This window comes from Sphingomonas sp. P3_C5, from assembly GCF_056402635.1.
Map to the genome: position 1 here is coordinate 681,640 of NZ_JBFUHA010000001.1, position 25,892 is coordinate 707,531.

The 25,892-nt window shown below is 64.6% G+C and carries 22 protein-coding genes; 8 read left to right on the forward strand and 14 right to left on the reverse strand.

Features of this window, described 5'->3' with window-relative positions:
* Positions 1-165 precede the first annotated feature (165 nt).
* From AC1DVS_RS03300 to AC1DVS_RS03330, 7 genes are all read right to left on the reverse strand, one after another.
* Entirely contained in the window at positions 166-1,653 is a 1,488-nt protein-coding gene (locus AC1DVS_RS03300) for an NAD-dependent succinate-semialdehyde dehydrogenase (RefSeq protein ID WP_478020222.1), read from the reverse strand.
* Complete coding sequence (locus AC1DVS_RS03305) at positions 1,653-2,909, reverse strand: iron-containing alcohol dehydrogenase (protein WP_478020223.1); 1,257 nt, start codon at positions 2,907-2,909, stop codon at positions 1,653-1,655. Before AC1DVS_RS03305 ends, AC1DVS_RS03300 begins: the two co-directional genes overlap by 1 nt.
* 40 nt (positions 2,910-2,949) lie before the next feature.
* Positions 2,950-3,390, reverse strand: coding sequence for a c-type cytochrome (locus AC1DVS_RS03310; RefSeq protein WP_478020224.1), 441 nt, complete (start codon positions 3,388-3,390; stop codon positions 2,950-2,952).
* Positions 3,391-3,403: 13 nt separating this feature from the next.
* On the reverse strand, positions 3,404-4,720 hold the full coding sequence (locus AC1DVS_RS03315) for an MFS transporter (protein ID WP_478020225.1): 1,317 nt from the start codon (positions 4,718-4,720) through the stop codon (positions 3,404-3,406).
* Positions 4,717-6,096: an amidohydrolase family protein gene (locus AC1DVS_RS03320; RefSeq protein ID WP_478020226.1), complete on the reverse strand. Its 1,380-nt coding sequence runs from the start codon at positions 6,094-6,096 to the stop codon at positions 4,717-4,719. Before AC1DVS_RS03320 ends, AC1DVS_RS03315 begins: the two co-directional genes overlap by 4 nt.
* 376 nt (positions 6,097-6,472) lie before the next feature.
* On the reverse strand, positions 6,473-9,523 hold the full coding sequence (locus tag AC1DVS_RS03325) for a TonB-dependent receptor domain-containing protein (protein WP_478020228.1): 3,051 nt from the start codon (positions 9,521-9,523) through the stop codon (positions 6,473-6,475).
* Positions 9,524-10,310: 787 nt separating this feature from the next.
* Positions 10,311-10,916, reverse strand: a complete 606-nt coding sequence (locus AC1DVS_RS03330; protein WP_478020230.1) for a TlpA family protein disulfide reductase — start codon at positions 10,914-10,916, stop codon at positions 10,311-10,313.
* Positions 10,917-10,932: 16 nt separating this feature from the next.
* Here AC1DVS_RS03330 and argH point away from each other — a divergent pair, with 16 nt between their 5' ends.
* The 5 genes from argH to AC1DVS_RS03355 are packed head-to-tail and all read left to right on the forward strand — an operon-like array spanning position 10,933 to position 15,520.
* Positions 10,933-12,303 (forward strand): argininosuccinate lyase, encoded by a 1,371-nt coding sequence (gene argH, locus AC1DVS_RS03335; RefSeq protein ID WP_478021236.1) that lies wholly within the window; start codon positions 10,933-10,935, stop codon positions 12,301-12,303.
* The gene (locus tag AC1DVS_RS03340) at positions 12,300-12,539 is read left to right on the forward strand and encodes a hypothetical protein (protein ID WP_478020231.1); all 240 of its coding nucleotides are present in this window, start codon (positions 12,300-12,302) and stop codon (positions 12,537-12,539) included. The genes argH and AC1DVS_RS03340 overlap by 4 nt, the downstream gene beginning before the upstream one ends.
* Before the next feature lie 4 nt (positions 12,540-12,543).
* Positions 12,544-13,806, forward strand: a complete 1,263-nt coding sequence (gene lysA / locus AC1DVS_RS03345; RefSeq protein WP_478020233.1) for a diaminopimelate decarboxylase — start codon at positions 12,544-12,546, stop codon at positions 13,804-13,806.
* Entirely contained in the window at positions 13,803-14,570 is a 768-nt protein-coding gene (locus tag AC1DVS_RS03350) for a precorrin-2 dehydrogenase/sirohydrochlorin ferrochelatase family protein (protein ID WP_478020235.1), read from the forward strand. The genes lysA and AC1DVS_RS03350 overlap by 4 nt, the downstream gene beginning before the upstream one ends.
* Positions 14,567-15,520 carry a zinc transporter ZntB gene (locus AC1DVS_RS03355; protein ID WP_478020237.1) on the forward strand — a complete coding sequence of 318 codons (954 nt, stop codon included), beginning with the start codon at positions 14,567-14,569 and terminating at the stop codon, positions 15,518-15,520. The genes AC1DVS_RS03350 and AC1DVS_RS03355 overlap by 4 nt, the downstream gene beginning before the upstream one ends.
* Here AC1DVS_RS03355 and AC1DVS_RS03360 read toward each other — a convergent pair.
* The 3 genes from AC1DVS_RS03360 to AC1DVS_RS03370 all read right to left on the reverse strand — a co-directional run bounded on the left by AC1DVS_RS03360 (position 15,492) and on the right by AC1DVS_RS03370 (position 17,712).
* Positions 15,492-16,106 (reverse strand): response regulator, encoded by a 615-nt coding sequence (locus tag AC1DVS_RS03360; protein ID WP_478021238.1) that lies wholly within the window; start codon positions 16,104-16,106, stop codon positions 15,492-15,494. The two genes, AC1DVS_RS03355 and AC1DVS_RS03360, sit on opposite strands and share 29 nt — an antisense overlap.
* A gap of 63 nt (positions 16,107-16,169) precedes the next feature.
* Complete coding sequence (locus AC1DVS_RS03365; RefSeq protein WP_478020239.1) at positions 16,170-16,760, reverse strand: FliH/SctL family protein; 591 nt, start codon at positions 16,758-16,760, stop codon at positions 16,170-16,172.
* Between the two features lie 277 nt (positions 16,761-17,037).
* Complete coding sequence (locus AC1DVS_RS03370; RefSeq protein ID WP_478020241.1) at positions 17,038-17,712, reverse strand: ArsR/SmtB family transcription factor; 675 nt, start codon at positions 17,710-17,712, stop codon at positions 17,038-17,040.
* 68 nt (positions 17,713-17,780) lie between these two features.
* Here AC1DVS_RS03370 and AC1DVS_RS03375 point away from each other — a divergent pair, with 68 nt between their 5' ends.
* From AC1DVS_RS03375 to AC1DVS_RS03385, 3 genes are read left to right on the forward strand one after another with little or no spacing between them, the layout of a single operon-like run.
* On the forward strand, positions 17,781-18,089 hold the full coding sequence (locus AC1DVS_RS03375; protein ID WP_478020243.1) for an NIPSNAP family protein: 309 nt from the start codon (positions 17,781-17,783) through the stop codon (positions 18,087-18,089).
* Positions 18,086-18,460, forward strand: a complete 375-nt coding sequence (locus tag AC1DVS_RS03380) for an antibiotic biosynthesis monooxygenase family protein (RefSeq protein ID WP_478020245.1) — start codon at positions 18,086-18,088, stop codon at positions 18,458-18,460. The genes AC1DVS_RS03375 and AC1DVS_RS03380 overlap by 4 nt, the downstream gene beginning before the upstream one ends.
* A gap of 42 nt (positions 18,461-18,502) precedes the next feature.
* Positions 18,503-19,642: a GNAT family N-acetyltransferase gene (locus AC1DVS_RS03385; protein WP_478020247.1), complete on the forward strand. Its 1,140-nt coding sequence runs from the start codon at positions 18,503-18,505 to the stop codon at positions 19,640-19,642.
* Here AC1DVS_RS03385 and AC1DVS_RS03390 read toward each other — a convergent pair.
* The 4 genes from AC1DVS_RS03390 to AC1DVS_RS03405 form a co-directional block, all read right to left on the reverse strand.
* Positions 19,542-21,245, reverse strand: coding sequence for a hypothetical protein (locus AC1DVS_RS03390; RefSeq protein ID WP_478020249.1), 1,704 nt, complete (start codon positions 21,243-21,245; stop codon positions 19,542-19,544). The two genes, AC1DVS_RS03385 and AC1DVS_RS03390, sit on opposite strands and share 101 nt — an antisense overlap.
* Before the next feature lie 10 nt (positions 21,246-21,255).
* Positions 21,256-22,806, reverse strand: a complete 1,551-nt coding sequence (locus AC1DVS_RS03395; RefSeq protein WP_478020251.1) for a hypothetical protein — start codon at positions 22,804-22,806, stop codon at positions 21,256-21,258.
* 10 nt (positions 22,807-22,816) lie between these two features.
* The gene (locus tag AC1DVS_RS03400) at positions 22,817-24,589 is read right to left on the reverse strand and encodes a hypothetical protein (protein WP_478020253.1); all 1,773 of its coding nucleotides are present in this window, start codon (positions 24,587-24,589) and stop codon (positions 22,817-22,819) included.
* 63 nt (positions 24,590-24,652) lie between these two features.
* Entirely contained in the window at positions 24,653-25,873 is a 1,221-nt protein-coding gene (locus AC1DVS_RS03405) for an argininosuccinate synthase (protein ID WP_478020255.1), read from the reverse strand.
* Positions 25,874-25,892 lie beyond the last annotated feature (19 nt).

Genomic DNA, 25,892 nt, shown 5'->3' on the forward strand with positions numbered 1-25,892 from the left:
TCACCCCGGCCTTGTGCCGGGACCACGGTGCCGCGGATTCGAGAGTTGCGAGTGTGCGGAGCAGTGGATGCCTGAACAAGTCAGGCATGACGGTTTTAAGCGGTTGTGAATAAGTCAAAACGGCCGCTCCCTCTCGGAAGCGGCTGCCTTGCGACCCGAAGAGCCTTACCAGCTCACGGCGATATATTTCGCCTCGGTATATTCATGCAGCCCGTGGTGCGAGCCCTCGCGGCCGAGCCCGCTCTGCTTGACGCCGCCGAACGGCGCCGCCGCATCCGACACCAGGCCGCGGTTGAGCGCGACCATGCCGGCCTCGATCCGCTCTGAAATGGCCAGCCCCTTTTTCAGGTCGCCGGTAAAGACATAGGCGGCTAGGCCGAACTCCGTCGCATTGGCGAGGCGGATCGCATCCTCGATATCGTCGAACGGCATGATCGGCGCCACCGGTCCGAACACCTCGGTCGACAGGATCGCTGAATCCGGATGGATGTCGGCAATCACCGTGGGCGGGTAGAAATAGCCGTCGCCATGCGGCGTCTGGCCGCCGAGCAGCACGCGCGCGCCTTTGGCCTTGGCATCCTCGACCAGCATCTCGATCTTTTCGATCGCCTCCGGGTTGATCATCGCGCCGCATTCGGTCGTCGCGTCATAGCCAGGGCCGACCTTCAGCGCGCCCATGCGCTCGACCAGCTTCGCCGTGAACGCGTCATAGATGCCGCGCTGCACATAGAAGCGGTTGGCCGCCGTGCAGGCCTCGCCGGCATTGCGCATCTTGGCGATCATCGCACCCTCGATCGCTGCATCGAGATCGGCATCGTCGAGCACGAGGAAAGGCGCGTTGCCGCCAAGCTCCATCGACGCGCTCAGCACGGTATCGGCGCATTCGCGCAGCAGGATGCGGCCGACTTCGGTCGAACCGGTGAAGCTCAGCTTCCGCACGCGCGGATCGTGCAGGATCGCGCTGCAGACGCCCGATGCGTTGCTCGTGTTGATCACATTGACGGCGCCCGCCGGAACCCCTGCCTCGAGCATGATCTGCGCGATCGCGAGCGCGGTCAGCGGGGTCTCGGTCGCGGGCTTGAGGATGACGGTGCAGCCCGCCGCCAGCGCCGGCGCCATCTTGCGCGTCGCCATCGCCGCCGGGAAATTCCACGGTGTGATCAGCAGAGACACACCGATCGGCTGATACTGCACCATGATGCGGTTCGCACCCGCAGGCGAGATCGACAGCTCGCCATTGATGCGCACCGCTTCCTCGGCATACCAGCGGAAGAATTCGGCCGCATAGCCCACTTCGCCGCGCGCATCGGGCAGCGACTTGCCATTTTCCAGGCTGATCAGCTGCGCCAGCCATTCGGCATTGGCCATCATGCTTTCCCAGCATTTCACAAGGATCTCGGCGCGCTTGCGCGGCGCGGTCGCCGCCCAGGCGGCGCCGGCGTCATAGGCAGCGGAAACACAGGCCAGGCCGTCCTCGATCGTGCCGTCGGCGATTGTGGTCAGCACCCCGCCGGTCGATGGATTGACGACTTCGATCCGCTTGCGGCTGTCTCCTTCCTGCCAGGCTTTGCCGATCAGCAGGTCGGTCGGAATGTCGAACGGCGCTTCATGATCACCGGCGGCCGGGGCGGCGTAACTGTTCAGGGCTTCCATCATACTGCCTTTTGGAGGTTCAAATTCACGCCCTCGAGCAGCCGCTCCCGGTCGCCGGCAAAGGCGGCCTGAGTGATGCGGCGCATCGCGTCGAGATCGAGGGGACGGGGGTTGTTCTTGATCAGCCGCGCGGCGAGCAGGGAATTCTCAGCGACGAACTCCTGCTGGTCCTCGGCCAGGCCAAGCTGCTTGAGGGACTTTGGAATGCCGACTGAGGCGAACAGTGCGGCAATGCCGTCAATGAAGAGCTGCGACAGCTCGTCATCATCGCTCTCCGGCGTGCCGAGCCCCACCACCCGGGCAAGTTCGGCAAAGGCAGGCGTACAGGCCGGGCGGTTGAACTGCATGACGAAAGGCAGGAGCGTCGCGACGCCGTCGCCATGCGCTGTATGGGTGAGGTTCCCGACCGGATATTGCAGGGCGTGCGCAGCCGCCGTCCCGGCGGTGCCGAAGGCGCAGCCCGCCGTCAGCGCGCCGAGCATCAGCTCTTCGCGCGCGGCGACATCGCTGCCATCGTCATAAGCACGTTTCAGGCTGGTCCAGATGCTCTTGACCGCCAGTCTGGCGAAATGATCCGACAGCGCGTTCTTGCCGACAAAGACATGCTGCCTGGTGAGGAGTGGCTCGATCGGACGCGCCAGGGTGGTGAAGGCCTCCACCGCATGAGTCATTGCGTCAGCACCCGAACAGGCGGTCAGGCCGGGCGGGCATGTGATGGTCAGCTCCGGGTCGCAGATCGCCACCACGGGGATGAGATAGGGGCTGGCGATGCCGATCTTCACGCCGCGCTCATTGTCCGAGACCACCGCGACCGGCGTGACTTCGGATCCGGTGCCGGCCGTGGTTGGCACCGCGACTAGCGGCATGACTGGTCCCGGTACCTGGAATTCGCCGTAATAATCGCTGATCTGGCCGCCATGGGTGAGCAGCACGGCGACCACCTTGGACAGGTCCATGCAGCTCCCGCCGCCAATGCCAAACACGACATCGGGTGTGAAATCGCGCACCCGGTCAACACATTCGAGGATCGATTCGATCGGCAGGTCGGGCTGGGTCTGGTCGTAGAGGCGAGTCTCGACCCCGGCCGCGGCGAGATCGTCGAGCATCGCGACAAAGATCGGATCGGCACTCAGCCGGGCATCGGTGCAGATCAGCGCGCGCTTGCCGAGCGACGCGGCCACAGCGCCGATGGCGCGGCGCTGCCCTGCGCCGAAGAGAACTGAGCGGGGAAGGCGCATGGCGCCGAAAATGGTCATTGAGTGTCTGCCGAACGAGGGAGTGGAAGGGCGCAAAGGATCATTTTTTCGCGCCTTTTTGCTTTGGCGCTGGCGGTTTGGGGCTGCTCTGCTTCAGGAACGCGATGACGTTGGCGCGGTCCTGCTGGTCGGGCAGGCCGGCAAAGGTCATGCGGGTACCGGGGACGAGCTGCCTCGGAGATTCGAGGAAGCGTGACAGGTTCTGCTCTGTCCACGCCAGCTTCGTGGCGGCCATGGCCGGTGAATAGGCGAATCCCGGCACCTTCGCCGCGGCGCGGCCCACCACGCCCCTGAGATTTGGGCCAAGCCCGTTGCGGCCCGAAGGGTCGACACTGTGACAGGCGACGCACTTCTTGAATACCGTGGCGCCCGCGACCGAGTCAGCGGGCGGCGCGGCCCATAGCATGGCCGGCGCGGCCATTACGCCCAAACCTGTCAGCGCCGCGTATTTCATAACGTTCCTCGGGATATTCCAGTCCATAACTCTCTCATGTTCATTCCGTTACGGGCTCGACCGCATAGAGCCGGCGCGAGGCGTCGACGGTCAGGCAAAGCAGGGCGGCCGCGAGCGCCAGGCCGGCGATGATTCCGAACGCGGCGCCCCAGCTATAGGATTTGACGACATAAGGCGTGGCGACCACCGCGAGCGATGCGCCGAGATTGCCCAAAGTATTCATCACCGCCGACGCCGAGCCGGCAAACTCGCCGCCGACATCGAGCGTCACCGCCCAGGATACCCCGACCGTAAGTTCGAGCGCGAACACACCAAGGCAGAACCAGGCGATGCTGATCATCGGATCGGCCGCGCTCGCGGCCAGCGTCACCGCTACGCTCGAGAGGCCGAAGCCGATAACGGAGACGATCCGGCGGGCGAATTTCACATTGCCGGTGCGCTTCAGGATCAGGTCCGAGGTCAGCCCGCCCGAAATATCGCCGATCAGGCCGGCGATCAGCGGCAGGCTTGCGTAAAATCCCATCTGGGCGAGGTCGAAGCCCCGCGCGGCGCTCAGATATTTGGGGAACCAGCTTAGGAACACGCCGATATCGTAGCCATAGCAGAAATACATGGCCGACAGCAGCCAGGTCTGCGGGTTCGAGAGGATCTGCCCCCAGGGGACGGTGCGCTTGCCCTTGGCGAAATGCCCGAGCGCGGCGTTGATCGTGTTCCGCTCCCCCTCATTGGTCAGCGGGTGCTCAAGCGGCGTGTTGCGGTAAAAGCGATACCAGAACACCGCCCAGACCACACCGACCACTGCGAAGATCAGGAAGGGCGCGCGCCAGCTATACGCAGCGATCAGCGCCACCACCATGATCGGGGTCACCGCCCCGCCGAAGCGCGATCCCGCATGCGTCGCACCCTGGGCGAGGCCGCGTTCTGACGGCAGCATCCAGCGGGACAAGGCGCGATTGGCGATCGGAAATGCCCCAGCTTCGCCCATGCCGATCAGGAATAGGCAGATCGCCATCGAGGTGGCGCCCCAGGTGAAGGAGGTGAGCGCGGTGAAGGTCGACCACCAGATGACCACCGCCGTCATCGCCAGGCGCGGGCCGACCTTGTCGCCGAACCAGCCGCCCGGAATCTGGAACAGCGCATAGGCGATCTGATAGCAGAACAGCACCCAGCCCATCGTGATGGTGGTGAAGCCGAACTCCTTCTCGATCGACGGCACCGAGGCGGAGAGCAGCACCCGGTCCATATAGGTGATGAAATAGGCCGCGATGACGAAGCCAAGCACCATATAGCGCACGCGCGTCGGCCGCGGGCCATCGCCCGAGACCATCGCTGACAGGGGAACTGGAGAAAGGCTCACTGGCCGGGAGCTCCGCAGGCATCAGCCGGCCGGCCGGTGCAGGTCTGCCAGATCGTCGGCACGCTCTCGCCGTTCAGGAACACCATCGCGATCGAACGGGTGTTGCGGATGTCCCGGGTGGGATCCTTGTCGAGCACCAGCAGGTCGGCCGCCTTGCTTGCCCGGACCGTGCCGACATTGGTCGCGCCCATGAACCGTGCGTTGCCGCCGGTCGCCGCAGTCAGTGCCTGAAGCGGGGTGATACCCGCCTTGACCATCAGCTCAAGCTCCCAATGCGCGAAATAGCCGGGGAAGCGAGCGCTCGGGCCGCTGTCGGTGCCCATGCCATAGGGGATGCCGGCTTTTGCCTCGCGCGCGAAATTCTCCATCGCGGTCTTCAGCACGCCTGGATATTTCGGGAAGTTCGGCCCGGACGCGAGCCGCTTGCGCCGTGCCGGATCCTCGAGTTGTGCAATCGTGGCCGGCGTCACGCCGCGCGAGAAGAAGGGATCGCCCACGAACGGCAGCAGATCATAGGTGAAGCTCGCCTCACGGCTGAGCGTCGCCGCGATCTGCCACACGCCTTTCGCCTTCATCTCGCCGAGCAGCTTTGCGTCCATCGGCGCATCACGGACTTCATGGCCGAAGCCGTTCACGCCCTCGCGGGTCAGTTCGCGGGCATTGTCGAGGTAAAAGACATGCGCGATCGCCTTCTTGCCCTGCTTGTGTGCTTCGGCGATCACCGCTGTGCTGATCGGCGGCGGCAACCGCTCCGGCAGGCTGCCGAATTCGTCATCGACCCACAGCTTGATGAAATCGGCGCCCTTCGCCACCTCGTGGTCGACCATCGCCTTTGCCTCGGCTGGAGTCGCGACCTGGGCCTCGAGCCCGGCCACGCCGCCATAGGAACCCTTGAACACGACGCCGCGCCCGGCGGTCCACACTCGCGCCCGGCCGGCCGGGTCGGCGCGGATATCGCGGACGATATCGTGGATCTCGTCCTTGTCGGTGCCCAGCACCTGCACGCTGGTGATGCCATAGGCCGCATAGAGATGGAGCTGCCGCTCGACATTCTCGCGGGTGTAATATTTGAGATCCTGGGTGATGCCGTCGACCAGGCCGAGATGGACGTGACTGTCGATCAGCCCAGGCATCACGAACTTGCCCGACAGGTTCCGGACCTTCACGCCTTTCGGCACCTTCAGGCGCGCGGCGGGCCCGACCCAGTCGATCCGGCCGTTTCTGATGATCAGCGCCGAATCCCGCACGGGGGCCCGGCCGGTGCCGTCAATCAAGGTGAAGTGCGATAATATAATGGTCTTTGCGGTCGCCGGTGCCGACAGCGCCGCAGCGCCGGCCAGCAATCCGCTCAGCGCAATCTTCCTGATCCTGCCCATCACAACCACTCCGCTCTCAGGGGCTCCGAACGCCCGATTTTTGTTCCTGCGAGCGCGAACGTGCCAGCATCTTGCCGCGGCGTCATCGGCTGATCGTGAGTGGATATCGGATGGCGAGTGGCGCCGGCCGCGCGAGGCGCGATCCCGGTGCAAGTCCGGCCGTGGGGGGCCGGCTGAGAATATCGATCGGGCGGTAGCTTCCGCAGCTCGCCCCTTCATATTTGGCTCGCCCTTTTCGGCGCTGGTATCTGGGTCGTGGCGGGGGTCGAACCCAATGTGCGTCAGTTCCCGCTTGCTGATCGCCATGATTGTCGTGTTCCGTTCGGTGTTAAAAGGTCCGCCCGCCCCGGTGAGGGGCGGGCGGAGGCAGGGGAGGTCAGAATTTGGCGCGCAGCCCCACCGAGGTGACGCGTCCGAGCGGGTTCGACACAAAGCCGTTATACCCGAACGCACCGCCGATGATGCCGGCCGTATTGCCGCTGTAGAAGGGCGGATCGGTGTTGAAGATGTTCTTCACGTCCACATAGACCTGCCAGCCGTTGAACGTGCCTTCGTTCTTCACCGTGTACTGAACGTGCAGGTCGAAATTATTATCCGCCTTCACATGATCGCCACCACCGCTCGGATTGCCCGAGGAATCCACCGTGACCGCGGCGACCGAGGTGTTGATCCAGTTCCGATAGCCGCCGACATGGTTCCAGAACAGGTCGGCCGAGAAGCCGCCGAGTTCCCAGCCGAGCTGAGCCCGATTCTTGAACTGGATCGACGGGAAGGTGGTGTTGTAGCCCGAGGTGTTGAGGATGCTGAACGCGCTACCTCCCGCGAAATTCTGGCTGAATTTCGTGAAGTAGGTGAACGCAGTGCCGATCGTGAAAGTCCCCATGCTGCCGATCGAGCTGCGATAGTTCACGCTGGCATCGATGCCCTCCACGGTCAGGTTGAGCGCATTGCGCGTGCTCTGATCGAGTAGGAAATAGACCTGCGCCGGCACCGCGCCGGAGATGGTCGCACCATTGGCGATGTTCGCGAAAGTATCGATCTGCGCCTGGGTGCACGTCGTGGGGCAGAGCGTCAGCAGGTCATGCAGTCCCGCCGAGTTGACGATCGCGGTCGTGCTTGGCGAACTCACGCCGCCCACGAACTTGTTGTGGAACCACGTCACCGCACTCACGAAGCCAGGCAGGAAGCGTGGAGCAAGGTCGAGACCGAAAGAGTAGCTTTCGCCGGTCATCGGGACTTCGTGGGTGAAGCCACCGCCAAGCTGGCGCCGGAGGCCCTGATTGGCGGCGAGGCCGATCGTGCAGGTCGACGCGTTGCACGTTGCACCCGGGATATTGATGACTGACGGATAGTTCGCGATCGGCACGACGAGCGTTCCCGTCGTACCGACGCTGCCCGAGGCATAGAGATAGCCCTGGGTTGGATCGCCGATCACCGCCAGCGGTGGTCCCACAAAGGAGGTCGCATAGTTGGCGCGGAACTTAACGCCCTCGACAACTTCCCAGTCTACGGCGAACTTCGGGTTCGAGGTATCGCCGACATCGCTATATTTGTCGTAACGGCCCGAGATATCGAGTGTGAGCCGGCGGGCCAGCGGGAAGTTCATCTCCGGGGAAACCAGGGGGATGACGACTTCGGCATAGGCCGAGTTGATTGTGCGATGGTAGAGATATTGCCGGAAACTCGAGCCGGTCACGGTCGGGCCGGTGCCATTCGGGCCGTTGATCTTCTGGGTTTGCTGGGCCCCGTAATGCTCTCCGCCAAACGCCAGCTTCACGTCGCCGCCAGGAAGCGCGAAGAGCGTGCCCTGGAAGTCCAGCTTGATCTGGTTGAAAATGTTGTAGTTCGTGTTCTGGCTGTCGGCGCCGTAGAGCGACCGCAACGTGGCGGCCGAGCTGCGGCTGCTGCCTGGTGCGCTCCAGACATCGAGCGCATTGGCAGTGGTAAGCGGCAGGTTGAGCGCAATCACGTTCTGGCCGGCGACGTCGGTGGTCGTGGTGCTGCCGCTGCTCTGGCCCGTGCCGTTGAGCGCGAGCAGGGCGCAGGCGGTGCAGAAGCCATCGATCGTGTTCAGCGCCGAACGGTTTTTGCCGAAGGCGTCGCTCAATTTGACGCTCCAGCTGCTGGTGATGTCAAATTCGGCAACTGCAGTCGCGTAGAGCGAATCTTCCTCCGACTCGCCATAGCCATATTCACCATCGGGCCTGGTCGCGAGCCAGCTGATCGATTCCTTGGTGGCGTTCGGCGCGCCGGCGGGCGCGCGGAAGAACGGGTTCACCTGTGGGTAGTTGTAGGTCGTGCCGCCAATGACGATCGAGGAAACACCTCCATTGTAGACAGTGTTGGGGGTGGTGGTCGTGTCGGTATACCGTCCAAACGCAGTGGCGTTGGTGATCGCGCCGGGGCCGTTCTTCTGATGGGTCTTCTGGTTGTTGTAGTTCATCATCGCGGTTACGCGGAACCGGTCCGAGAACTCGTTATAGACCTTGAACATCGCGTTCGCGCGGTACTGGCCCGACAACAGCACGGAATAGACCGAGTTGTTGCAGGGCGCATTGGCTTCGTTGTTGACGACCGTGGTCGTCGCGCTCGGCGACAGATAGGTGCCTGAGGGAGCGGTTCCAGTTGCAACTCCCGTAACGGTGATAGTCGCCGGATCGCAGGCATAGCTGTTCGTGTTGCGGCCGCCGATCGGACGATAGTCGCCCATGCTCGAGAAGGAGCGGTACCTGTTATCCAGCGGCGAGGCGTTGCTGTACTGGGCGGCGACATAGACCCCGCCGGTGTCCCATTTCTTGCCCCAGATGAAGTTGAGGTTGTAGTTGTGATAGTGGTCGGCAAAGCCGTACTGGGCACTTGCCTCAAGACCGTCGAACGTCTTGCGGGTCACGTAATTGACCACGCCGGCAACCGCGTCCGAACCATAGACTGACGATGCACCGTCAGCGAGGACCTCGACGCGCTCGATCGCGCTGACCGGGATGATGTTCGGATCGGTCTGCGCGAACTGGGTACCGCCGCCGGGCAGGCGCAGGCCGTCAACGATCACCAAGGTGGTGTTGGACGACGATCCGGCCAGGCTGTGGATCTGCGGCGAATAATAGGAATAGGCGTTCTCGCCCTGGGCAACCGAGCCCGCCGTCGAGATCGCCGGGACCGTGTTGGTCAGTTCCGACAGGTTGATCGGTGCAGTCTTCTCGATCGTCGCGCGGCCCACCGACACCAGATTCGAGCCGACCGGCGCGACACCCTTGATGCTGGTACCGGTGACGATGATGTCCTTGGCGTTATCGACTGCTGAGCCATCCGTCAGCGTGTCTTGCGGCAGCGCCGTGTCGTCGGACTCTGTGGTCGGTGGCGTGGTTGAAGGTTTGGTTTGCGCAAAAGCTGCGCCTGGAATCAGCGCCATCGCAACCGACAGCGCCATCACTGAACCGCTTAATTTGATTTTGGACGAGAATCGCATCTCGCTCCCCCTTTCAGATTTGTTTGCCTCTCGATCTCCGAACCCTCGATTTTTTATTGGATATCATATATGATCGGAAATCGGGCAGAGGTCTATAATCGCTCCCTGCTCGCGTCAAGCAGTTCCGTTGCGGCCCTTCATGCTGATCCAGGCCCGTGGCACAGCGCGGCGCCGGACGGGGTCCGGGACTGCCGCAGCTCGATTCAACCTTTAGCCGCCGCCCCTATCGTGCGGCCGGCCCCATGCCGCATTGGGTCAGTCTCTTTCCCATCGTCGAGAGATCGAAACGCCATCGCCGCGCGGGGAAGGCCCGGCCAGTATAGCTGCAGGACAGAACTGCGATTCTCATAACTATTTACTTGATATCCTGAGGTCGCGAAATGCTGATTTCCATAGCTTAAGATCGCATATAGAAAATTTACCCAGACGCGCCGAACTGCCTCCAATATCGGCTGCAGCACGGGCCACAACCCGATTCAAAATCCTCGCACGTCGAATCGCAAAAATGCGCAACCGGCCGGCGCGGATCAGGAGAGGGCGATCAAATTGCGTTACAGATCCGGCAGCATCCGAATGAATATTGTTACACTACTTCGAGGCGCTGGAGCGGGCGCTAAAATCGAGATGAAGCAAGTCATTGATTATACGCGGAAGGGTGCGAATGCTGCCGCATGGCCTTCGCTTTCGGCCACATTTTCCGTCAGTATTCGCAAGCGCCGGTAAGTAATGTCACCGGCGCCCGGCTCGCTCAGCGCGCCTCGGCGAGCAGGGTCCGCGCGGTGGGGGTCGTCCAGTCCATCCCGCCCGTCATCCGCCAGACCTCATGGCCAGCCGAGTCGTAGAGGATGCTGGTCGGCAGGCTGGCATTATAGGCGACGCTCAGGTTGGTCTTGGGATCGAGATAGGGCTGAATCCGCGCGTAACTGCCCTTGGCCAGAAACGCCGTCACCTTGGCCCGGCCCTCGTCGCCCAGATCCTGGCTGACGGCGACCACGGCCATGTCCTTCGCCGCGGCATCGAGCGTCGGCATTTCGGCAACGCAGGGTACGCACCAGGTCGCCCAAAGGTTCAGCAGCACTGGCTTGCCTTTGAATGCAGCGATCGAGGTCGAAGCGCCGGCGGCATCTTGGAACGGCACGGCCGGAGCCGCTTCGCCCTTGTGACTGCGATCGAGCGTGCCGATCGTGTCTACGATCACCTTGTCGCCCGATTTGGCCGCACCTTCCGCTGGCGTGCCGCTGTTCTCGGTGGCCGGCGTGTTGGCGTTCGCTTGCTCCGAAGTGGAGACTTGCCTATCGCAGCCCGCCAACAGGCCAAGCATCAGGAGCGGCACGATCGTCGAGCGGAAGGACATGGACGCATCCAATGCGATGTGGGGCGGCCGCTTCGCCGAAGGGCCGGCGGCGGTGATGCGCGAGATAAATGCCTCGATCCCGTTCGACAAGCGCTTGTGGCGCCAGGATGTGGCTGGCTCGAAGGCGCATGCCGCGATGCTGGGCGTCCAGGGCATCGTCTCGCCCGAGGACGCGGCGGCGATCATCGCCGGGCTCGAGACTGTCTCGGGCCATTATGAGTTACATGGCGTCGCCGAGGATCTCGCGCTCGAAGACATCCATATGCAGACCGAGGCCCGGCTCGCTGACGCGATCGGCCCGGTCGCGGGGCGGCTCCACACCGCCCGCTCGCGCAACGATCAGGTCGCGACCGACTTCCGGCTCTGGGTGCGCGACGCGATCGATGCGGGTGACATCGCGCTCGCCGGCTTTCAGGAGGGTTTGCTCGCCCGCGCCGCCGAGCATGCCGACAGCGTGATGCCCGGTTTCACCCATCTGCAAAGTGCGCAGCCAGTGACGCTCGGTCATCATTTGATGGCCTATTACGAGATGATCGCGCGCGACCGCAGCCGCTTCGCTGATGCGCGGGCACGGCTCAACCTGTGCCCGCTCGGCTCGGCGGCGCTGGCGGGGACCGGCTTTCCGATCGACCGCGGCATGACCGCTGCCGCCCTCGGTTTCGACGGGCCGACCCGCAACTCGCTCGATGCCGTGTCGGACCGCGATTTCGCGATCGAGTATCTGACTGCGGCCGCGCAATGCGCTCTGCACCTCTCGCGGCTGGCCGAGGAGTTCATCCTCTGGGCGTCGCAGCCCTTCAGCTTCGTGTCGCTGAGCGATCAATGGTCGACGGGCTCGTCGATCATGCCCCAGAAGCGCAATCCCGATGCGGCCGAGCTGGTGCGTGGCCATTCCGGCCGGATCATCGGCTGCCTGACCGCCTTGATGATCACGATGAAGGGCCTGCCGCTCGCCTATTCGAAGGACATGCAGGACGATAAGCCGCCGGTGTTCGAGGCGCATGATCTGCTCGGCCTCGCGGTGGCTGCGATGACCGGCATGGTCGAAAGCGCGACCTTCCGGACTGATCGCATGCGCGCCGCGGCCGAAGCCGGCTTCGCCACCGCGACTGACCTTGCCGACTGGCTGGTCCGGGTCGCGAATGTGCCGTTCCGCGAGGCGCACCACATCACCGGCCGCGCGGTGAAGCGCGCCGAGGAGCTCGGCCTGGCGCTCGACAAGGTGCCGCTCGCCGATCTCGTATCGATCGATGCGCGGATTGACGAACGCGTCTATGACGTGCTCGGTGTCGATGCGTCGGTCGCCAGCCGGATCAGCTTTGGTGGCACTGCCCCGGCGCAGGTGCGGGCGGCGATCGCGGCCGCAAGGGAAGGACGAAAGTCATGAGGACAGCCATATTGCTGGGCACCGCGCTGGTGCTGTCTGGCTGTGGCGCCTCGAAAGGCCTGGCGCCCCCAAAAGGCGAGGCGCTGCCGCCGGAGCCCTATGGCGCGACCGCCAGACCGACCGCCACGGAGTTGCTGAAACCGAGCAACCAGGCGCGACCCGAACGCAGCGACGAACTTCTGAAAAGCTCGGAAGATCGGCGCAGCGACGAATTCGACCTCCCACCACCGAATTGAACCCATGGACCATTTCAGTCTCATTGACGGCGCGATGCACGCCGAGGGCGTTCCGCTGGAACGCATTGCCGATGCGGTCGGCACGCCCGTCTATGTCTATTCGCGGGCGACGCTGACCCGTCATGCGCGCGTCTTCCGCGAGGGCCTGGCCGGGGTCGAGCGCGCGCATTTCGCCTATGCGATCAAAGCCAACCCCAATCTGTCGGTGCTGCGTGTCCTCGCTGATGCGGGCTATGGCGCTGATGTCGTTTCGGGAGGCGAGCTCGCCCGAGCGCTGGCGGCGGGGATGCGGGCTGAGGACATCGTCTTTTCGGGCGTCGGCAAGACCCGCACCGAACTCAAAAAGGCGCTCGATGTCGGGCTCGGCCAGTTCAATCTCGAGCTCGAGGAAGAGGGCGTTGCGCTGGCCGGCCTGGCCGCCGCGGGCGGCATCCGGGCTAACGCGACCCTGCGGGTCAATCCTGACGTCGATGCCGGCACGCACGCCAAGATCTCGACCGGCAAGCGCGAGAACAAGTTCGGCGTGCCGATCGATCAGGCGCTGGCAATCTATGGCCGGCTCGCCGCGCTGCCGGGCCTCGCGATGCGCGGCATCGCAATCCATATCGGCAGCCAGTTGTTCGACCTTGCTCCGCTTGAAGCTGCCTATCGGCGGATCGGCGAACTGGTCGCCGAGCTGCGGGCGGCCGGACATGTCATCGAGCGGGTCGATCTCGGTGGCGGGCTCGGCGTTCCCTACAAGGCTGGCGACAATCCGCCGAGCCCTGCAGACTATGGTGCAATGGTCGCGCGCGTGACCAAGGGCTGGGGCGTCACCTTGATGTTCGAGCCGGGGCGCGTGATCGCGGGCAATGCCGGCGTGCTGTTGACCCGAGTGATCTGGGTCAAGCCGGGCGTCGTCCATCCCTATGTGATTGTCGATGCGGCAATGAACGATCTCGCCCGACCCGCCTTGTATGATGCCTGGCATGATTTCGCCGCTGTCCGCCCGACCGGCGAACGGATGATCGCCAATATCGCAGGCCCGGTCTGCGAGAGCGGTGACACCTTCGCGATGGCGCGCGATATCGACAGGGTCGTGTCGGGCGACCTCGCCGTTTTCCGCACTGCAGGGGCTTATGGCGCGACCATGGCGAGCACCTATAACAGCCGAGCGCTGGTGCCGGAGGTGATGGTGGATGGCGAAAAATATGCGGTGGTCGCCGATCGCATCGAGCCCGAGACGATCATCGCCGCCGAACGCCTGCCGGAGTGGCTGACCGCGTGACTCTCCACAGCCTGCCGCTGTTCGTGCGGCTGGCGGGCCGGCCGGTGATCCTGCTGGGTGACGGCGATGCAGCCGATGCGAAGCGGCGCCTGCTGGAGCGTGCCGGCGCGGTGATCGGTGGCGAGGACATCGATGCGGCGCTGGCGATCGTCGCGATCCCCGACGAGCAGCCGGCGGCCGCAGCAGTGGCGCGCCTGAAGGCACGGGGCGTGCTGGTGAATGCAGTCGATCGGCCGGACTGGTGCGATTTCACCTTGCCCGCCATCATAGACCGCGACCCCGTGCTGATCGCGATCGGAACTGGTGGTGCCTCAGCTGGTCTCGCTGCGGCGTTGCGTCAGCGCCTGGAAACATTGCTGCCGGCAAGCCTCGGGGGATTGGCGGCGGCCCTGGATCAGGCACGCGTGGCGATCCGGGCGCGGCTGCCCGCGATCGACGATCGCCGCCGCGCGCTCGGCGCAGCGCTTGCGCCTGGCGGCGCGCTCGATCCGTTGCAAGCCGGTGCAGATGCGGTGCCGGCATGGCTCGCAGGTGTCGGCGAGGCGGGGAGCGAAGTCGTCACCATCCATCTGAGATCGGCCGATCCCGACGACCTCACTCTCCGGGAGGCGCGGTTGCTCGGGCTGGCTGATCGTATCTATGTCGGCGCTGGTGTCCCGCCGGCGATCCTCGACCGTGCCCGCGCCGACGCGGTCAGGATTTCGGGCGCCGGCCAGCGCGCAGAGCCGGGCCCGGGCCTCACACTCTATATGGAGATGGCATGAGCGGTTTTGCGTATCGGGTGTCGAACAGCAAGGCGGAGCGGATCGAGATCAAGCAGGCCCTGGCGATCGAGGCCGACCTGATCTGGGTCCATCTGACGACCAACAACGAGCATGCCCAGGCGTGGCTTGCCGAGGAGGCCGAGGCCCCCGACTATATCGTCGATTCGCTCACCGCGACCGAGACGCGGCCGCGCTGTGATGCGCTTGGCGACGGCGCCTTCCTAAATCTGCGCGGCAAGTCGAGTGAGGAGACGACCTCGTCCGATCCGCTCGCATCCGTGCGCATCTGGGCGACCAGGGGGCGGGTGATTTCGGTCACGCGGCGCGCACTGATCGCGGTCGACGATGTCGTTGAGGCGATCGAAGGCGGCGAGATCCGCGATCCAGGCGACCTGATCGCCGAGTTCGCCACCGCGATCACCACCAATCTCGATCCCGACGTGGCAGACCTGGGTGATACGCTCGACGATTGCGAGGCTGATCTCGATGCCGACAAGGTGTTCGAATTGCGCCGCCACGTCACCCGCGTCCGGGTCGCCGCGATCGGGTATCGCCGCTTCCTCAACCCGCAGCGCGCCGCGCTCGAGAAGCTGGCGGCGCTGCCCGCTGACTGGTTGCAGGATGACGACCGGCTCCACCTCAGTTCGGCTGCCGACCGCGCCGCGCGGATGGCGGAGGAACTGGAAAGCATTCGCGAACGGGCCGCGCTGATGCACGAGGCATTGACCGATCTCCGCGCGGAGCAACTTGATACGCGCGCGCTCGTCATTGCGATCGCCGCGATGGTATTCCTGCCGCTGACCTTTCTCACGGGCCTGTACGGCATGAACGTGAAAGGCCTGCCTTATGCCGAGGAGCCCTGGGCGTTCGACGCGATCACCGGCGCCTGTGTATTGATCGCGGCTGGCATCGTGATCTATTTCATGCAGAAGCACTGGCTTCGGCGCTGAGACGGTCGATCTGATCGTTAAGCGCCTGGATCGAAAGAAGCAGGCGCTGACGATCGGCATGGGTCGCGGCAAGCGCGGTCCTTGCCTCGCCCAGCTCCATCGCTCGTGCCGCGATCCTAGCATCCAGTGCAGCGTTGGAGCGCTTGAGCGCCGCGATCCGGCGGGCGCGGCTGAGCACGCGGTCGATCCGGGCGGCGAGCACTTCGAAGGCATAGGGCTTGGCGACATGGTCGTCGGCACCGGCAGTCAGCGCCTCCACCGCAGCTGCGGCGTCGTTGCACCCGGTCACCATGATGACGGGCAGCTCGGCTGTGTCGCGGCTGGCGCGAATTTCCCTGAGGACCTGAATGCCGGACATGTTGGGCATCATCATGTCAAGCAGGACGAGGTCGAAGCCCCGCGCGGCGATCAAGTCGAGCGCATCCGGGCCGTTGTCACTGAGGACGGTCATGTAGCCAAGCTGCGTCAGCCGCCGGCCCAGTACATTGAGATTGGTCCTGCTGTCATCGACCGCCAGGATCGAGCGTGTGGGGCCGCGGCGCGGGCCAGCTGACTCCAGATTCCCGAAAAGCTCTTTCCCACGCAGGTCCACTGTTTCAATCCCGATTATAGGGCTTGTCAGCCTATCCATGCGGCCGTCACGATTTGGTTAAGCCTCGGCAACCATCGCCTGGGCGAGCTGCTCGAGCCATTGTTCCGGCCTGTCCTCGATAATCGCCGATGCCGATTCGAGGACAAAGCTTCCTCTGCCGACGCCAGCATCGCCGATCGCGAATACCGTCGTGGGCAACTTGCCCTCGAGTGGAGCGACATCGTCGGGATGGAGTCGCAGCAGCGCGGATTCGCTGCTGTCGGCGAGCCTATCGGCGGCCAGTTCGATCCGCCGTGCGAGAATGTCCGATGCGATGAGGCCGGAGGCGAGAAGCCGTACTGCCTGACGCAATTGTCGCGCGATCTGTTCCCGATCGGCCTGGCCGCCGCTGCGGAGCGCCACCGCGAGCTCGATGAGCATCGCCCGGTCATCCGCGCGCGTTTCGCCCAGCTCGGCGACCGTAGCTGCCATGCCCTCGATACAGGCGGCGGCCTGGGCGGTAGCGACCGGCTTGGTAAAACCGGCATCGTTCACGGCCGGGCTGATCTGCGGCGGGATGGAGCTCTCGGCAGGGGCGTCGAATGCGCGGTGAAGCGCCTGCCCCACGGCGTGGTGGCGATCGGTCAAACCCGCGCTGAAATCAGACATGATCGTCCTGACTCAAACTCATATGGATCGCGCACCGTCCGCCGACACGGCGCGCGATTGGGGTGATCGCCATCGGCGCGTCATCGGATGAAATCAGCGCGTGTTTCGGGCGCAACACTGCTGCAGACGGATCGGCCGTAAACATGAATTTCCCCCCGATGCGTAGATGCCTCAAGGATAGTAAACGAGCCGTTAAATATGTTCTGCGCGGGGGAAGTATTCCCGGCACGGTGAAAGCTATCCCACAAGCTCCCAGCCACTTCTGCTGGGATTCTTACTAGGGAGCGAAGGCACGCTCTAATGCTGCCGCACCGCGCGGATGAAAGCGGATTACGCGCCCCTCGCCACGCGATGCCCAGCCCGAGCTTACGATATGGTCGAGGATCGCTGCCCCAAGCGCGCCGCCGAGATGGCTTTTGCGCTCGCTCCAGTCGAGGCAGAGGCGGCAAAGGGGTCGCCTCGCACCGCCAAGCGCGCTGATATCGATGCCGATGCCGGCAAGAAAGGTACTTCCTTCAGCCGTCACTTCAGGCGCTTCGCCGGTGGTGATGACTCCGCGATCCTGCAGCTGCTGCATCAGCGCGACGCCGCGTTCGCCGGCGAGATGGTCGTAGCAGATGCGCGCGACGCGCAACGCTGCGTCGCGAGGCCCGGTGCGCACCCGTTTCGCCCCGGTGCGCTCGGCCAGCCCCATGAGATTCTCGATCACCTCAGCGACATCCGGCCCGGAGACCTGGAAATAGCGATGCCGCCCCTGTTTGCGCGCGGTCACCAGACCAGCCTGATCTAGCTTGGCGAGATGGCCGCTGGCCGTCGGCAACCCGACGCCGGCCGCCTCGGCCAGCTCGCTCACCGTGAGTGCGCGACCGTCCATTAGGGCGGTCAACATGTTGGCGCGGGCCGGATCGCCAATCAGCGCTGCGATCCCGGCGATGCTCGGACCGTCTTTCATGGTTCGCTCTTAACCGAACCATTGCTGTCGCTCAAGCGCCTAGGCTGACCTCTCAAAAGGAGTACACCATGATCACCTGCTTCATCCGTTACGAGATCGACCCCTTCAAGCTCGATGCGTTCGACCAATATGCGCGTAGCTGGGGCGAAGCGATCCCACGCTGCGGCGCCGATCTCATCGGCTATTTCGCCCCGCACGAGGGATCGGCGACCACCGCTTACGGGGTTTACTCGATCGCCGACCTCGCCGCTTATGAGGCCTATCGCGCCCGGCTGCGCGCGGATCCGCTTGGCCGCGAGAATTACGAATTCGCGAAACGGGAGCAGTTCATCCGCCGCGAGGATCGCATCTTCCTGCGCCTGGCGTCGAAGCGATGATCGCCGTGATCTTCGAAGTCCGGCCCGCTGAAGGCCAGCGAGCGCGCTATCTCGAGCTCGCCGCGGCGCTTAGACCCGAACTCGAAACGATCGACGGCTTCGTCTCGATCGAGCGCTTTGAAAGCCTAGTCGAGCCGGGCAAAATCCTGTCCCTGTCCTTCTTTCGTGACGAGGCAGCGGTCGCGGCATGGCGCAACCGGCCGTCGCATCGGGCAACCCAGGCGCTTGGACGCGGCGGCGTGTTCGAGGATTATAGGCTGCGGATTGGCGCCGTCGTCCGCGATTATGGCATGAGCGAGCGTGACGAGGCGCCCGCCGACAGCCGCGCCGCGTTCGCACCCTGGCCCTCGGCGCTGCCGCAAGGATCATGATGGAGTGGTTGGAAAGCCGGGAGGCCCGCCCTAGTTAGGGGCGTGAGCAAAGCCGCCGTCACTGCCCGAATCGCCGACGGCGTAGCCTCGATCGCAGCGGCTGATTGGGATGCGTGCGCCGGCACGGCCAATCCCTTCATCAGCCATGCCTTTCTGGCGATCCTCGAGGAATCGGGCAGCGCCGTCGCGGAGACAGGCTGGCAGCCGATTCCGATCGTCATCGACGGAACCGATAACAGGCCGGCCGCCATCGCGCCCGCTTATGGTAAGAGCCACAGCCAGGGCGAATATGTCTTCGATCATGGCTGGGCCGATGCCTGGGAGCGGGCCGGCGGGCGCTATTATCCAAAGCTGCAGGTCGCGGTGCCCTTCACCCCGGCGCCGGGGCCGCGCCTGTTGCTGCGGGACGAGGCGCTGGCACCTGCGCTGATCGCTGCGATCGAAGCAGTGACGGACCAACACAAACTGTCTTCCGCGCATGCGACGTTCATCGCTCCGGAACAGCTACCGTTGTTCGAGGCAGCCGGGTGGCTGATCCGTGCAGGCACGCAATATCACTGGCAGAACGAGGACTATGCGGGTTTCGAGGATTTCCTCGGCGCGCTCGCCAGCCGCAAGCGCAAGGCGATCCGCAAGGAACGTGTCGCTGCGGTCGACGGGCTCACGATTCGGCATGTGACCGGAAGCGACATCACCGAGGCGGATTGGGACGCCTTCTGGGTCTTCTACCAGGACACGGGCTCGCGCAAATGGGGCCGGCCCTATCTCACCCGCGCCTTTTTCTCGCTCCTCGGCGAACGGATGGCCGACCGGGTCCTGCTCATCTTCGCCGAACGCGATGGCCGGCCGATCGCCGGCGCGCTCAACCTGATCGGGGCCGATACGCTCTATGGGCGCTATTGGGGCTGTGTGGAGGAAGTCCCCTTTCTCCATTTCGAGCTTTGCTATTATCAGGCGATCGACGCCGCGATCGCACTCGGCCTGAAAACCGTCGAGGCGGGTGCGCAGGGCGAGCACAAGCTGGCGCGGGGCTATATTCCGGTACCGACCTGGTCGGCGCACTACATCCCGGATGCAGGCTTCAGGCGTGCGGTGGCGCAGTTCCTGGCGCGGGAGCGGGAGGCTGTTGCGACGGAGCGGGAGTGGCAGGGGGAGATGACACCGTTCCGCCGCGCACCCTGAGCTGGCGCGCCCGTATTTCCAAGGCGCGGACTTCCTCCGGAAACAGCGGCACCTCCGGCGGAGTGACCTTGTGGTCGATCCGGAACAATACGCTCGAACCGTCACGCCAGACTTCGACGAGACCCACATTGAGGCTTGGGTCATAGGCCGGCGGGCGGATCAGCCAGACATAATCGAATGCCGCGCGCGGGAAACGCGCCATCGACACCCTCATGCTGCGCCACCATTCGCCCGGGCATTTCCGCTCAGTGACGATCTGCGACGAATCATGCGCAAAGCCGCGTGCCGCCACATAACGCGTCGTCAGCAATTGTGCGCCGGCCATCGACCATTGATCATTGGTGTAAGCAAGCTTGCGTTCGAGTGCGATCGCCGGAAGATGCTCGAGCCGCGTCATGAACCATGCATGGTTGCAGTCAGTGCCGACAAAGCTGACCAGCTTCGCGCCGACCGGCAGATGATCCAGCGCTTTCAGCTCGCGCTGATAGGATTGGTCGTAGATCCAGAAGCTCGCCGTTGTGCCGCCGATCCTGACCAGGAAAAAGAGCAGGCCGAATGCCGCCAGTGTCGCGGCATGGCGGATCGACAACCCCCGTCGCGGGCGCAGCGCGATCACCGCGATTCCGACCACGAATGGCGCGAGCCGCATATCGGCATAGGCCGAGCCGAACACGATCCGTGGCAACAGGATGAACACGGCGAGCAGGAACAGCGCGGAAAGACCCAGGTTGCGCGAATATTCGATCGCCGGATCGCGCAGGCCCTTGAACAGGATCAGGCAGAGCGTCGCGGCTGAAGCGATGTCGAACAACGCCCAGCGATCGGACAGGATCTTGGTCATCCAGATCATCTTGGCGCGCCAGTCGAACCAGTCCGAGGTCTCGCCGCTGACGTGAGCGCCACTGCGCCACAACACCATCAGGATGATCGGTACGCAAAGCGGCAGGCAGCCGAGCCCCGCCCGCACCCATGCCTTGATCCAGCGATGCCCGGCATCGTGCTGGCGGATCATCTCGCCCGAAAAGGCCAACACGCCAAGCACGCCCCAGCCAAAGGTGTGGCACAGCCAGAGCGCGCAGGAGAGCGGCACGAAGATCAGCGCGCGCAACCGGAACCGGCCAAGCCGCGCGAGTCGCAGCCACAGCGCAAAGGCATTGAGCGCAATCGCCATCGCCAGTGCGAAGTTCACGAAGCCGAAATGGAACGGGTAGCTGTACGCAATCGGCAGGGCGAAAAGGGCGGTGGGCGGAATCCGGCCATGCACTTCGCGCGATATCCAGAGCAATCCGGATACGGTGAGGGCGGGAATCGCAATCACGATCAGCTTCACCGCCAGCTCGAGTCCGAAGATCTTGGCGAGCGGGATGACCAATATGTCGATCCCGAGATTGCCGATCAGCTGCCAGTGGAAATCATACCATTCGGAGAGCCATGGCGTGTCGGCATGGGCCAGCTGGACGCGGTATCGGCCCATATGCCCGGGCAGATCGACCAGGGGCGGGATCGGCGGCCAGAGCAGCGGGATAGTCGCCACGAGCACCATCACCACGACGAACCATCGTGTTTGCCACCAATGCAGCGCTGGTTGAGATTCCCCCTCCATTTTTATGTCCTTACCGGGCGACCGTGGCGCTAGACAAGCGTGCTTTCGGTGGCGTCACGCGATAGAGCGCCGAACGGCCGTTCGACCAGATCGGAACCAGATCGGCGGCATGAGCGCGGCCGGGTGGAAATCCGATTGTCCAGACATAGGCGAAGGTCCCCCGGTCGAAATGCGCGATTGCCTGATCGAAATCGGTCTGGCGGTAGGGCGCATCGGCGGGAAAGACCAGTTGCGAGGGGTCGCGGTCAAGCGGGGCAGCTGCCGGATGCCGGGGCTCGATCAGCTGCTGGCCGCGAATCGCCCATTGCTCGTTGGTGAAGATACGCCGCCTTGCAATCGCGATACCGGGCAGATGGCCCAGCCGTGGGTTGTCCCAACTCGCCGTCGAAGGCTCGTCGATCAGCGACAGGATGGCGGCGCCGGCCGGCATGGCCGGCAACGCCTGCAATTCGCTCCGCTGGCCCTGCGCGAACAGCGCCAGCGCGATAATCGAAGTCGCAATGCGCAGCGTGAAGAAAGCGCCGCCGAACAGCGCCAGCCTTTTCGCCAGGCTTGCATCGCCAGGTTCAGTCCGGATCGCGAGCAGACCGAGCGCGACCGCATAGGGCAGGATCCGCATGTCGACATAGGCGCCGCCGGCATAGAGCCGGGGGAGGAGCAGAAAGGCAATCAGGCCTAGGAGCGCCGGCACACCGAGCAGCGGCGCAAAGCCAAGCCGCTTCGAGCGAACCGCCCCCCAGAGCAGCAGCGCAAGCACCATGAGGCAAGCGACGTCATAGGCTTTCCACCGCTCGCGCAGCAGCGAGGCGATCCACTGCGCCTTTGACGGGAGATCGAACCAGTCGCCGGTATCCCCCGCCGGATGCACCCCGCCCAGCGTCGCCAGCAGCTGCGGCCACGCCAACGGCGCGCAGGTAAGCCCCGCGAGCAGCGCCGCGCGCCACATGCCATCGCCGCGCCCGCGCCTGATCACCCATTCGGCGCCGAGCAGGAACAGCCCGAGCATCGCCCAGCCAAAGCTGTGGCAAAGCCACACCGCGCCCGCGATCGGCATGAACAGCGCGATCCGCACCAGCGGTGGCCAGCTGCGCGCTAGTCTGATCCAGAGCGCCAGCCCCGCTATCGCCAGCGCGGCCGCAAGGGCGAAATTCACAAAACCCAGCTGGAAGGGCAGGGCATAGGCCAGCGGCAGGGCAAAGGTCGCAGCAGGCGATATCTGGCCATGCGCCTCGCGCGCCAGCCACAGCATCGCGCCGACCGTGAGGACCGGGATGAGCGCGATGACGAGATGGGTCGCCGGCTCGACATCGAGCAGCGGATGCAGCGCCAGGACAAGCGCTTCGATCCCGAGATTGCCGATCAGCGCGGGGTGGACCGCATAATGGTTCGCGAGCGGCGCCTGCCCGGCCTCGGCCATGATGCGGTATAGCCCGATATGGCCCGGCACATCGACGAGCGGGGGAATCGCCGGCCAGAGCAAGGGCAGGGCAGCCGCTGCCATGGCGATCAGCACGAACCACCGTGTCTGCCACCAGTGCAGCCCGTCGCTTTTGCTCAGCATCGCGGCGATCTTATCGTGACGGAGGCTGGGGAAACAAGCCGGGCGCGATTCGGTAGAGGGTGAGGCCGGGCTTGATGCCCGGAAGCGGCTGCAACCATGGCGGCGTATGGCCAGTGCGAAGCTGGGTCAGGAACTGGTCCTTGCCCTCAGCATCGCTGCCGAGTTCGCTGAAACTGTCGCTGCACAGCGCGACATAGCTGACGCTCCATTTCCGCGCGATTTCGGCCGCCTCATCGGGTCTGCCCAGGAAGAAACGATAGACGGCCAGGTTGCCGGTATTGTTGCGATGATAAGGAGCGCCAACGACGTTCAGCCGGGTCATCCCGATCGCGTAAGCGCCGAGATCGAGTGGCGCGAGCAGGCGGCCAGGAGGCAGGCTGCCGAGCGTTGCCAGCGCCTCGGGCGAGGTGCAGTTCGCGTCACTCTGTCCGGCCAGCTGTCCGCCGGGCTGCCGCGCATCGTGCCGCGTCAAGGCTTCGGCGGCGAGCGGATAAAGCATCCCGGCCGAGAGGATCCAGGCGCCCGCAAGCCAGGCGGTGCCGCGTCGCCGCGCCTCGCCGATCACCGCGGCCAGGCCCGGGGCCGCCAGCATCGCGCCGGCATAGGCACCACGCAGCTGGACGCAGGTGAGCGCAAGCGCAGCGATCTGGAGCAGAAGGAGGGCGGTCCAGCGATTGTCGCGGGTCATATGGAGCCGCCAGGCGGTTGCGGCGATGCCTGCGATCACGACTCCGGCATAACCGATCGCGACCCCCGGTGCAGCGCCGAACAGCGGCTGCGCCTCGCCGACCTTGCCGAGCCATAGTCGGGCCAGCACCGGATCGACGATACCGTAAGGGGCGAGACATTGCGGCGCGACCATGATCACCCCGGCGCCGATTACGCCGGCAACCAGAATCGCGAGCAATCCACGCGTTACCGGCCTGGTCACATCGCGCGCCGCAAGCGCGAGCAGCATCGGCGCAAACGCTGCGATCACCGCGCCGCGCCAGGCGGTGGCGGTGAAGCTGTCGCAGGCGGCATAGCTCCACTGATCGGTCTTGAAGATAATCGACGCGCCGAGCAGCCCTGCCGCCAGCGCAATGCCGAAACCCATCATGCGGTCATCGGCGGCATGCCGCGCGAACAGCCACTCGATTGCCATCGCAAGCCCGGCCGCGACGAGCAAAGGCGCTGTCTCCATCCCGATCACTAGGCTCGCCGCGGCGGCGAGGCCGGCGGTCAGGCCATGTCCAAGCGTCGGCGGCCTGATCAGCGTGCGGGTCACGATCAGCAACAGCACGATCTGCAGCCCGTGATGGTCGATCCGCCCAGGCAGGAAGATGGTGGTAGCGGGATAGGCGATCGCCGCGACGATCAGTGCGGTGCGCGCAGTGCCAGGGCCGCCGATCGATCTCGCGATTCGCGTGACGAGGAACAGCGCGGCGGCGAACAACATGGTTGGCCAGATGATCACGGCGGTGAGCTCCGCCAGATGCATGCCGAGCAGCGGGGCGAGCAGGGTGATGATCGCCGCCGGCACCAGATCCGGCAGTCGTGACCAGTGCATCGCCAGGCCCGGCGCCTCACCAAGCCGGTGCTGCGACATATCGGTGAAATGCTGCCCCGCGATCCAGTCGCGTATCTGCTGCAGGCGCATCACGTCGTCAGTGTCGGGTAGCCTCAGGGCCGACAGCTGATGCCAGTCGCGGAGCGCCCATGCGGCCGCCAGGACTGTGGCGAGCAGCATCGCCAGCAACGCGTCGCCGTAATAGAACAGCCGTCGTTCGGTGCCCGTCCCCATGAGGGCGGCCTAGCGGATCAGGGTTAAGGTCGCGTTAGACTCACACCCAAACGCGAAATTTTATTACGCCTGATCGCGCCGACCGAGGAGCCGCAAACGAAGTGCGTTGAGCTTGATGAAGCCCGCCGCGTCACGCTGGTCATAGGCGCCCTGGTCGTCCTCGAAGGTGACGACCTTCTCCGAATAGAGCGAATTGGCCGACTTGCGGCCGATCACATGGACCCCGCCCTTGTAGAGCTTCAGGCGCACCGTGCCCGAAACCTTTGCCTGGCTGTGGTCGATCGCGGCCTGCAGCATCTCGCGCTCGGGCGAGAACCAGAAGCCGTTATAGACCAGCTCGGCATAGCGCGGGGCGAGCTCGTCTTTCAGATGCGCCGCGCCGCGATCGAGCGTCAGCTGCTCGATGCCGCGATGGGCGAGGTGATAGATGGTGCCGCCCGGGGTTTCGTACATGCCGCGCGATTTCATGCCGACGAAGCGGTTCTCAACTAGGTCGAGCCGGCCGATACCGTGCGCGCGGCCAAGATCGTTGAGCGCGGCGAGCAGGGTAGCCGGCGACATCGCTTCGCCATTCAGCGCGACGCCGTCGCCGCGCTCGAAATCGATCGTGATGATCTCCGGCGTGTTCGGCGCGTCCTCGGGATTGACGGTGCGCGAGAAGACATAATCGGGCACTTCCTCCCACGGATCCTCGAGCACCTTTCCTTCCGAGGAGGTGTGGAGGATGTTCGCGTCAGTCGAGAACGGCGCTTCGCCGCGCTTGTCCTTGGAGACCGGGATCTGGTGCTGTTCGGCGAACTCGATCAGCCTTGTGCGGCTGGTCAGGTCCCATTCGCGCCACGGCGCGATCACCTTGATGTCGGGCGCGAGCGCATAATAACCGAGCTCGAACCGGACCTGATCATTGCCCTTGCCGGTCGCGCCGTGGCTGACCGCATCGGCACCCACCATCTTCGCGATCTCGATCTGCCGTTTGGCGATCAGTGGCCGCGCGATCGACGTGCCGAGCAGATACAGCCCCTCATACAGCGCATTGGCGCGCATCATCGGGAAGACGTAATTGCCGACGAACTCCTCGCGCAGATCGTCGATGAAGATATGCTCGGGCTTCACGCCCGCCTGCTCGGCCTTGCGCCGCGCCGGCTCGAGTTCCTCGCCCTGGCCGAGATCGGCGGTGAAAGTCACCACCTCACACTGATAGGTCTGTTGGAGCCATTTCAGGATCACGCTGGTGTCCAGCCCGCCCGAATAGGCAAGGACGACGCGGTTGATCTGATCGGTCATGAAAGCGGCTCCGAAGATG

Coding starts and splice junctions, on each gene's coding strand:
- AC1DVS_RS03300 (WP_478020222.1), bottom strand. CDS start 1,653: ATGGAAGCCCTGAACAGTTACGCCGCCCCGGCCGCCGGTGATCATGAA.
- AC1DVS_RS03305 (WP_478020223.1), bottom strand. CDS start 2,909: ATGACCATTTTCGGCGCCATGCGCCTTCCCCGCTCAGTTCTCTTCGGC.
- AC1DVS_RS03310 (WP_478020224.1), bottom strand. CDS start 3,390: ATGGACTGGAATATCCCGAGGAACGTTATGAAATACGCGGCGCTGACA.
- AC1DVS_RS03320 (WP_478020226.1), bottom strand. CDS start 6,096: ATGGGCAGGATCAGGAAGATTGCGCTGAGCGGATTGCTGGCCGGCGCT.
- AC1DVS_RS03325 (WP_478020228.1), bottom strand. CDS start 9,523: ATGGCGCTGTCGGTTGCGATGGCGCTGATTCCAGGCGCAGCTTTTGCG.
- AC1DVS_RS03330 (WP_478020230.1), bottom strand. CDS start 10,916: ATGTCCTTCCGCTCGACGATCGTGCCGCTCCTGATGCTTGGCCTGTTG.
- argH (WP_478021236.1), top strand. CDS start 10,933: ATGTGGGGCGGCCGCTTCGCCGAAGGGCCGGCGGCGGTGATGCGCGAG.
- AC1DVS_RS03340 (WP_478020231.1), top strand. CDS start 12,300: ATGAGGACAGCCATATTGCTGGGCACCGCGCTGGTGCTGTCTGGCTGT.
- lysA (WP_478020233.1), top strand. CDS start 12,544: ATGGACCATTTCAGTCTCATTGACGGCGCGATGCACGCCGAGGGCGTT.
- AC1DVS_RS03355 (WP_478020237.1), top strand. CDS start 14,567: ATGAGCGGTTTTGCGTATCGGGTGTCGAACAGCAAGGCGGAGCGGATC.
- AC1DVS_RS03365 (WP_478020239.1), bottom strand. CDS start 16,760: ATGTCTGATTTCAGCGCGGGTTTGACCGATCGCCACCACGCCGTGGGG.
- AC1DVS_RS03370 (WP_478020241.1), bottom strand. CDS start 17,712: ATGAAAGACGGTCCGAGCATCGCCGGGATCGCAGCGCTGATTGGCGAT.
- AC1DVS_RS03375 (WP_478020243.1), top strand. CDS start 17,781: ATGATCACCTGCTTCATCCGTTACGAGATCGACCCCTTCAAGCTCGAT.
- AC1DVS_RS03380 (WP_478020245.1), top strand. CDS start 18,086: ATGATCGCCGTGATCTTCGAAGTCCGGCCCGCTGAAGGCCAGCGAGCG.
- AC1DVS_RS03390 (WP_478020249.1), bottom strand. CDS start 21,245: ATGGAGGGGGAATCTCAACCAGCGCTGCATTGGTGGCAAACACGATGG.
- AC1DVS_RS03395 (WP_478020251.1), bottom strand. CDS start 22,806: ATGCTGAGCAAAAGCGACGGGCTGCACTGGTGGCAGACACGGTGGTTC.
- AC1DVS_RS03400 (WP_478020253.1), bottom strand. CDS start 24,589: ATGGGGACGGGCACCGAACGACGGCTGTTCTATTACGGCGACGCGTTG.
- AC1DVS_RS03405 (WP_478020255.1), bottom strand. CDS start 25,873: ATGACCGATCAGATCAACCGCGTCGTCCTTGCCTATTCGGGCGGGCTG.